This window comes from Streptomyces sp. NPDC001093 (assembly GCF_040298985.1).
In the GTDB taxonomy this organism is placed as follows: domain Bacteria; phylum Actinomycetota; class Actinomycetes; order Streptomycetales; family Streptomycetaceae; genus Streptomyces.
Genome location: NZ_JBEPBF010000240.1, coordinates 1 through 6,878, shown reverse-complemented (window position 1 = coordinate 6,878; position 6,878 = coordinate 1). Strand labels below are relative to the sequence as shown.

7 protein-coding genes and 1 pseudogene are annotated in these 6,878 nt (G+C 69.5%); 6 read left to right on the top strand and 2 right to left on the bottom strand.

Going from position 1 to position 6,878, the window contains the following annotated elements; all coding sequences use genetic code 11:
• The first annotated feature begins 259 nt into the window (after nt 1-259).
• On the top strand, nt 260-949 hold the full coding sequence (locus ABT288_RS48960) for a hypothetical protein (RefSeq protein WP_351623243.1): 690 nt from the start codon (nt 260-262) through the stop codon (nt 947-949).
• Between the two features lie 238 nt (nt 950-1,187).
• On the opposite strand, the gene ABT288_RS48955 is transcribed toward ABT288_RS48960, so the two are convergent.
• A complete protein-coding gene (locus ABT288_RS48955) occupies nt 1,188-2,573 on the bottom strand; it encodes a hypothetical protein (protein WP_351623242.1) in 1,386 nt (461 codons plus the stop codon).
• A 177-nt stretch (nt 2,574-2,750) separates the two neighbouring features.
• Between ABT288_RS48955 and ABT288_RS48950 the strand changes: the two genes are divergently transcribed.
• From ABT288_RS48950 to ABT288_RS48935, 4 genes are all read left to right on the top strand, one after another.
• A complete protein-coding gene (locus tag ABT288_RS48950; RefSeq protein ID WP_351623240.1) occupies nt 2,751-2,924 on the top strand; it encodes a hypothetical protein in 174 nt (57 codons plus the stop codon).
• 198 nt (nt 2,925-3,122) lie between these two features.
• Complete coding sequence (locus ABT288_RS48945) at nt 3,123-3,428, top strand: tyrosine-type recombinase/integrase (RefSeq protein ID WP_351623238.1); 306 nt, start codon at nt 3,123-3,125, stop codon at nt 3,426-3,428.
• A gap of 4 nt (nt 3,429-3,432) precedes the next feature.
• Nucleotides 3,433-3,771: a helix-turn-helix domain-containing protein gene (locus ABT288_RS48940; protein ID WP_351623236.1), complete on the top strand. Its 339-nt coding sequence runs from the start codon at nt 3,433-3,435 to the stop codon at nt 3,769-3,771.
• An 11-nt stretch (nt 3,772-3,782) separates the two neighbouring features.
• A complete protein-coding gene (locus tag ABT288_RS48935) occupies nt 3,783-5,378 on the top strand; it encodes a site-specific integrase (RefSeq protein WP_351623234.1) in 1,596 nt (531 codons plus the stop codon).
• A gap of 202 nt (nt 5,379-5,580) precedes the next feature.
• Here ABT288_RS48935 and ABT288_RS48930 read toward each other — a convergent pair.
• A pseudogene (locus tag ABT288_RS48930) lies at nt 5,581-5,853 on the bottom strand (transposase); the annotation flags it as partial.
• A 222-nt stretch (nt 5,854-6,075) separates the two neighbouring features.
• On the opposite strand from ABT288_RS48930, the gene ABT288_RS48925 reads away from it, so the two are divergent.
• Nucleotides 6,076-6,702, top strand: a complete 627-nt coding sequence (locus tag ABT288_RS48925) for a TetR/AcrR family transcriptional regulator (RefSeq protein WP_351623232.1) — start codon at nt 6,076-6,078, stop codon at nt 6,700-6,702.
• Nucleotides 6,703-6,878 lie beyond the last annotated feature (176 nt).

Below are 6,878 nucleotides of genomic sequence, written 5' to 3'. Positions count from 1 at the left end.
TCAGCCCCAACGAATACGAACGCCGACACCACGCGGCTAAGCTCACGCTCGCCGCGTGATCAACGAAGCGTGTCCACCATCACGGGGGAAGGCCCTACTGCGTCGGGGGGTGGATGGATCACGCACCTGATCCGGCCACAGCGGTAGAGGTGGGGCGAAAAGATAACCGAACGTGCATACGCCCATGGGAGCCGCGGCGCGGGCGCGCCCTCGCGGAAAGCCCCACAGCTTGATGATCAACAGTGGATAGGCTGTGTGCATGTCACGTGCACGCCTCACCCTCGTAGCTGCCCTTGTCGGAATTGCCACGCTCACCGCCTGCTCCTCCAGCAGCGACAAGCCGGCTCCCGCCCCCGGCACCACGCAGAATGGCGATGAGCCGGTCTCCGCTCCTGCCCCGAAGCCGATCACGAAGGAACTCCCCCAGGCCCAGATCACGCAGGCCCTGCTCGGCGACGGCGAGACACTTCCCGGCTGGTCCCTTCACGGCGACAAGTCGGTGACGGAAGGGCAGTACTGCAATGGCACAGAGGACGCCAAGTCCGCGCCGGCGGGGTGGGTCCGCGGCGGCGATTCCGCGTACGAGTACAACGGGTCCACGAACGACATGGCGTACATAGAGATCTGCCTCTTCAAATCAGCCGACGACGCCCACCGCCAGTACACGACGTGGAAGGGCAACGAGACCAGCAAGCAGCAGACCCCCAAAAAGCCGGTGGGCGACGAAAACACACTGGTGATCAACCCCGGACTCAGCGACGACTCCGTCTACGGGTACGTCCGCTCGGGCAAGGTCAACATCCGGGTACGCATCGAAGGCGGCACCGCAGGCGACCCCTCGGGCACACAGGCCATGCTCGTCGCGACGCTCAAGCGCCTTCAGCAACTGCAGGACGGCAAAGCCGCCACCGTGACCGCCCTTGACGAACAGGCCACGGCCCGGCAGTAAGCGATCTGCGTAGCCCTGGGCATGACGACAGACACCCGATCGCAGCAGTGCAGGAAACGGTCGGGGCAGTGGACGCGACGGCTACCAGGCGGCCGCCTCGCCCAGTCCGGGGACGCCGTCCGGACAGGCGCAGCCGAGGCCAGAAAATGGCACTGGCCTCGGTGTCCGGTCCTCGTCGGTGCACAGAAGCTGCCGCCCTTGGATCAACGAGGTGCAGCGGACAGTGGGTCTGTCGCCGTCACCTGGCCTGGGCGGCGAGCAGCTGGGCCCGGGTGTAGGTGGTCGCGCCGTCCGAGGCGGTATCTCGGAGCAGTTGGAACAGGCCGCGCGGCGCATCAGGGTCGCTGTGGCGGGCCGCGGGTGTGGAGATGTCCTCGAGGAGAGCGGCGACGAGGTCGGCGAGGGCGTGGCATCCGTTGCCTGAGTAGCCGTAGCCGATCCCCCAGCCCTTGCGCTCCGGGGCGAGCCACAGCGTGCCGTCCTGGGTGCGGATCCAGCAGTTGTTGTCGCTGAGGATGAGGGCGGCGAGTGGCGAGCTGGTGGGCAGGCGCTGCAGGGCGTAGGTGACCAACCTGGCGTTGATGGTGTCCGGGGCATGGTGCAGGACGGGGACGCCGGCGACGGGATCGTGGAGAAGGGCATCGGTGTCGGTTCCGCGGAGGTTGTCCAGGAGGTGTTTCTCCAGGACGGTGGGCGGCTGGTCGGGCTCTGCGGGGACCAGGCGCTGGGCCCATTCGTGGGTGGTGGTGCAGGAGTGTGGGTCGAGGTTGGTGACGGCTCCTGTGTGCCAGTCCTGGCCGCCGTCCCAACGCTGGGCGAAGTCCGCTACTCGGTGGGCGAGGACGTCTCGGCGTTCGGTGATGGCCAGCCAGCCGGCGCGGCGGACCATCTCGGTCGGCTCCTGCGGGGCAGGGCGCATGAGCGGGGCAGGCACCGCGCCGAGGACCAGGTGGGCGCCGTCGCCGCCATCGGCGGCGTTCTTGCGCAGCTCGGTGATGTTGCGCGTGACCGAGGCGTGGCCGCGCCGGCGGATCTCCCGGGCGAGGTACCAGCACACCTCGGCGGCCGGGGAGCCGTCCGGCTCATCCGCAGCGAGTTCCACCAGCGCCTTGACCGGCGTGACGATGTCGTGGGCCGGGACAATCGCCGGCGGCGCGCCCGGCCGCCAGGCAGCGAACGTGTCACAGTCGCGCACGTGATGGAACCAGTACGGCGCCGGCTGCCCGAGCACTCCCGCCAGCTCGGCCCAGCTCGTCTCGTATTCCTTGCCCGATACGCCGATGTCGCGGGCCAGGAGCTGGGGCACATACGGCTGGGTCACCTGTGTGCTGGTCTGCGCCACAGCAACGCACGCGTACCGGTTGGCTAAGCGGTCGCCGTAGTGCCGGCGCAGGGCCCGAATGACTATCTGACAGCTGGCGTTGCCACCGACCAGTGAGTGCACCAGCCCGATACCACCCCGAGCGGTATCCCATCGCAGCACCGCGTAATCGTCGACGAACTCCGCCCGGTCGAATGCCACCTTCCGAGCCTCGCCCCGCTGCAGCCAGTGCTCCTGCGCGCCGGTGCTACCGTCCTCCCCGCTCCGCGTGAAGTGCCCCACGCCGTCCCTCTCCAAGGCCATGGCACGACACCACCCGAGCCGTGCCCGCACCCGGGATCGCGTACCGACATCACCCTGCCCACCCGCCCAGGCCGACACCCACGATCCCCCGAATCGACCCGGCCGATCCTAAAATGCCCGGATCACCGTTGTATCGAAGCGCCTGGCGTCAGGCGGCAGGGCGATGTCGGGCTGCGGGTGCCGCCGTCGGCCGCGGCAACGAGGGACTTCTTCGCCGCCTGGCGTGCGGCGCTGCCGGCCGCCCGCAAGTACCCGGTGGCCGTCCGGAACTACGTCATGAGCAAGATCACCTACATTTCCGGGGTGCGGGCGGCCGAGCTGTGCGGGGTCCGGATCGGTGACGTGCACTGAGAGAACGGCCAGTGGGGCCGCTTCCTCGTCCGCGGCAAGGGCGCGAAGGGCTCCGGCCCCCGCGACCGTGAGGCGTACCTGTTCGAGGAGGGCCGGACTCTGCTGTGGTGGTACGTCGAGGAGGTCCGCGGGGAGTTCCGCGACGACCCGACTGACCCGTACGCGCCGCTGTTCCCGTCCGAGAGGATCCCCGGCGCGGTGGCCGCCCTGAATCTGCCGGTGGCGCCCGCGATCACCCCGGACACCTTCCGCAAGGTCCTCAAGGACGCCGGCCGGGCCCACCTCAAGGGCCCGGTGACCAACCTGTTCCCGCACCTGCTGCGGCACGCCTGCGCCACCCACAACTACGAGGCCGGGTTGCCGCTGTGGGACGTTCAGGTCCTGCTGGGGCATACCTGGGCGACGACCACGGTCGGCTACCTCGCCACCGCGAAGGGCGACCCGGAGTTGCGCAGCCTCGAATCTTCCCGGCGAGCTGTTCGCCGGCTGAGCCTGGGGTCGTGAACCGATGAAGTGGAACCTGCGCTGGGTCGCGGCCCGCCGTGACATCTGGCGGCCTACCCAACTGCTGGCCGCTTTCCGCGAGGTGGGCTTCAACCCGTCGCTGAGTAAGGTCGCGGCCCTATGGTCGAACACTCCGATCACGGTCCGCCTCGAAGACCTCGACATGATCTGCACGGCACTTGAGTGCACCGTCGCGGACCTGATGGAAGCCGAGCCGGTCGCCACCGCACAGCCCGCCGACGCCGAGCGCCCCGCCGCCGGACAAGGCGGGCCCGCGGGCCCGGTCCGGCCGATCCCCAAACCCGGCAGCGACGGCCGCCGCCGCGCGCTGCCTCCGAACTGAGAGGACCGGCTGTGTCGCGCTGGAGGGACTACGGCGACGGGAGCTGCGCCCACTGCCTGGCATGGGGCAACGATCGCGCGAGGCTGTGCATCGGCTGCTCCGGATGGCGGCGCGACCATCCCACGCTCGCCGACTGCACTCGCTGCCGCCGGCACCTGCCGGTCCGGGCCGGGCTCTGCCGCTTCTGCACGCTGGTGGTGCGGGAGTACGAGAGTGACCTCAGCGGCGCCGCCCTGGCCGGAGGAGATCAGCTGTGGCTCGGCCGCAGCCTCGGCCTGACGATCAGGAGCCGCCAGCCGGGCGGCCCCAACGGCCGCTTCCGCACCAAGAAGAAGCAGATCCTGGCCGCCGCACGTGCCGACCGCCCCACCACCCCGCACCCGGCCGACCCCGCACAGCTGCCTCTCTTCGACGAGCCGCCCAGGGCCTGGGACCGACTCGACCCCGGCAACGAGTACGCCCTCGACCCCGACTCGCAGGACCTCCTGCGCGCCTTCGCCGACTACCTGCGCAGCCACGACGTCGATCCCCGCCGGGCTGGCACAGGCAGCCTGCGCACCCTGCGGATCCTGCTGGCCCACCTCGGGGGCCGGGCCCCGCTGCGGGAGCGGGACGTCACCGCCATCGCAGCGCTCAGCGGCCACCACAACGGACGCCGCGTCATCCACTTCCTCCGGGAACGGGAGCTGCTGGAAGCCGCCCCGGCACGGAGCGCCGAGCTGGCCCGCGCCCGACGCCTGGCTGACTCCCTGCCCGCACCGTTCGACGGCGCGGTCCACCTGTGGATCGACGTCCTGCTCGGCCTGGGCTCCCGCCCCAGTCCCGCCCTGGCCTGCGGGACCGTCTACGTCTACGTATGCAACACCGCCCCGGTCCTGAACGCCTGGGCAGCCGAGGGGATCACGGACCTCCGGGAGATCACCAGCAGCCACATCACCGCCGTCCTCGATGAGACCGAAGCCGCCCGCCGGCATTCGGTTCACCCCCCGCTCCGGTCGCTCTTTCGCGCGCTGCGCCGCGAACGCAAGATCTTCCGCGACCCCGTCCGCCACATCACCCTGACCACCGCTCCACGGCTCCCGGCCCGGCTGCCGAGCGACACCCTCAAGGGTCTCCTGACCCGCGTCGAGGACGCCCGAAGCCAGCTGATCATCGCCCTCGTGGCCATCCACGCCCTCACGCACGAAAACCTGCCGCGCCTGCTCCTGGACGACCTCGACCGAGCCCGGGGACGACTGCGCGTCCGCCGCCCCGGACGCGCCGACCACTACATCTACCTCGAAGAGATCACCACCGCCCTGGCCACCGCCTGGTTGCGGCAGCGCCATCACAGCTGGCCACGGACCACGAACCCGCACCTCCTCGTGAGCCGCGTCTCTGCCACCGACCCCACCAAGCCGATGCTCAGCACCGAGGTCACCAAGACCGTGTTCGAACGCGCCGGCCTCCCCGCGCGCCGACTGCGCGAGGACCGCATCTACGACGAAGCCCGCCACACAGCCGACCCGGTCCACCTGATGCGGCTGTTCGGCCTGGGCAAGGCCACAGCCATGAAGTACGTCACGGCCGCCCACCCAGACAAGCGCCCGGACCCGATCGCCCCCTGAACGGTGAGGCGGACGGCCCCACCCCGTCAGTGCGCGCTTGGCCGGCGGCCTGAGGATGGTGGCTGCCGCAGGCGGCCGTGAGCTGCTGTGCCGAAGCGCGATAGTTGTCACCAGCGGCCCTGGCGGATCTTGACGCGCTGGGCTGTCCGCTGCCGGACACGGCGGCAAGGGTTCGCAGTCGCGGACGGTGCTGAGCTGGTTGGCCGCGCTCGCGCAGGGAGCGCAGGAACTGAGTCCAGAACACCTGGGTCTCGCTGTCGCCGACCATCATTCCCAGCACCTCGCGGCCGCCGTCCTCGGTGATCCCGGTGGCGATCACCACCGCCCGCGACACGATCTGGTGCTCGACACGGGCTATGCAGCAGGTCGCGTCCAGGTACACGTACGGGAACCGGACATGCTTCAAATGGCGGCTGCGGAATGCAGCGAGCTGACAGTCCAGGTCCTGGCAGATCCGCGAGACCTCGCTCTTGGAACATCAGTCCTTGGCGTTCACCCGCCCGCCGTCGAACTCCATAGGAGCGGTCACCGGTGGGTGGATCGAAGAGGGCGCCGCCACTCCATGCCCAACCGGCGATCTCCAAAATGGATACGGTGTTGCTGTTATGGTTCTAGCCGAGGAGGTGGGCGTTCAGTGGCACCAGCTGGTCCTATGCGAGCGGCCACGGCATCGGCTCGGCGCCCAGGGCGTCCGCCCGTGCCGCTGGAGCGCATCGTCTCCACCGCACTGCAGATCGTGGACGATGAAGGGGCCGACGCGCTCTCGATGCGGACACTGGCCCAGCGCCTGGGCTCGGGCACGGCGACGCTGTACCGGCATTTCGACAACCGGGCAGCGCTGGTCGCCCATGTCGTAGACCGCATGTTCGGCGCCGTGGAACTGAATGGCGACGAACTCCTCGCGATGGGCTGGCAGCAAGCGCTGCGGACGGTCGCGCACACCATGTTCGAGGCCCTGGCCCGGCACCGGAACGCGGCGCGCCTGATGGTCGAAGAGATACCCCTGGGGCCGAACGCCATGGCGCTGCGGGAGCACTGTGTCGCGGCACTGCTCGACAGCGGCTTCCCGCCGCGACTGGCCGCGCACGCGTTTGCCACCCTCTCCCGCTACGTCCTCGGATTCGCCATACAGGTCAACGGTCATGGCGGCGGCGGGCAACTCGCGGACGCACAAGTGTCCGCCGTCTTCCAGAGCGTCGATCCAGCCTTGTTCCCGGCCACGGTTACCGTCGCCGGGTCGATGCCCGTTCCGATCGAGGACGAGTTCTCCTTCGGACTCGAACTCCTTCTCAGCGGGCTCGCCCACCTGCGCGACGACGCCTGACCAGCCAGGACGATGCGAACCTGAGCCGCCCGCCTACGGGGTCATCTCGGCCGGCATGGAGCGTCGCCACAGCTGCTGGTGCTAGGGCCTGTGTGATGTTGTGATCAACCAGTCGTCTTCAGGAGGTCGTTGATCCAGATCATCGAGGCACGGAGGTGGAGGCCGGCAAGGTAGCT

Excerpts from the sequence above, each read along its gene's own strand:
- ABT288_RS48960 (WP_351623243.1), top strand. The coding sequence starts at position 260 with ATGTCACGTGCACGCCTCACCCTCGTAGCTGCCCTTGTCGGAATTGCC.
- ABT288_RS48955 (WP_351623242.1), bottom strand. The coding sequence starts at position 2,573 with ATGGCCTTGGAGAGGGACGGCGTGGGGCACTTCACGCGGAGCGGGGAG.
- ABT288_RS48940 (WP_351623236.1), top strand. The coding sequence starts at position 3,433 with ATGAAGTGGAACCTGCGCTGGGTCGCGGCCCGCCGTGACATCTGGCGG.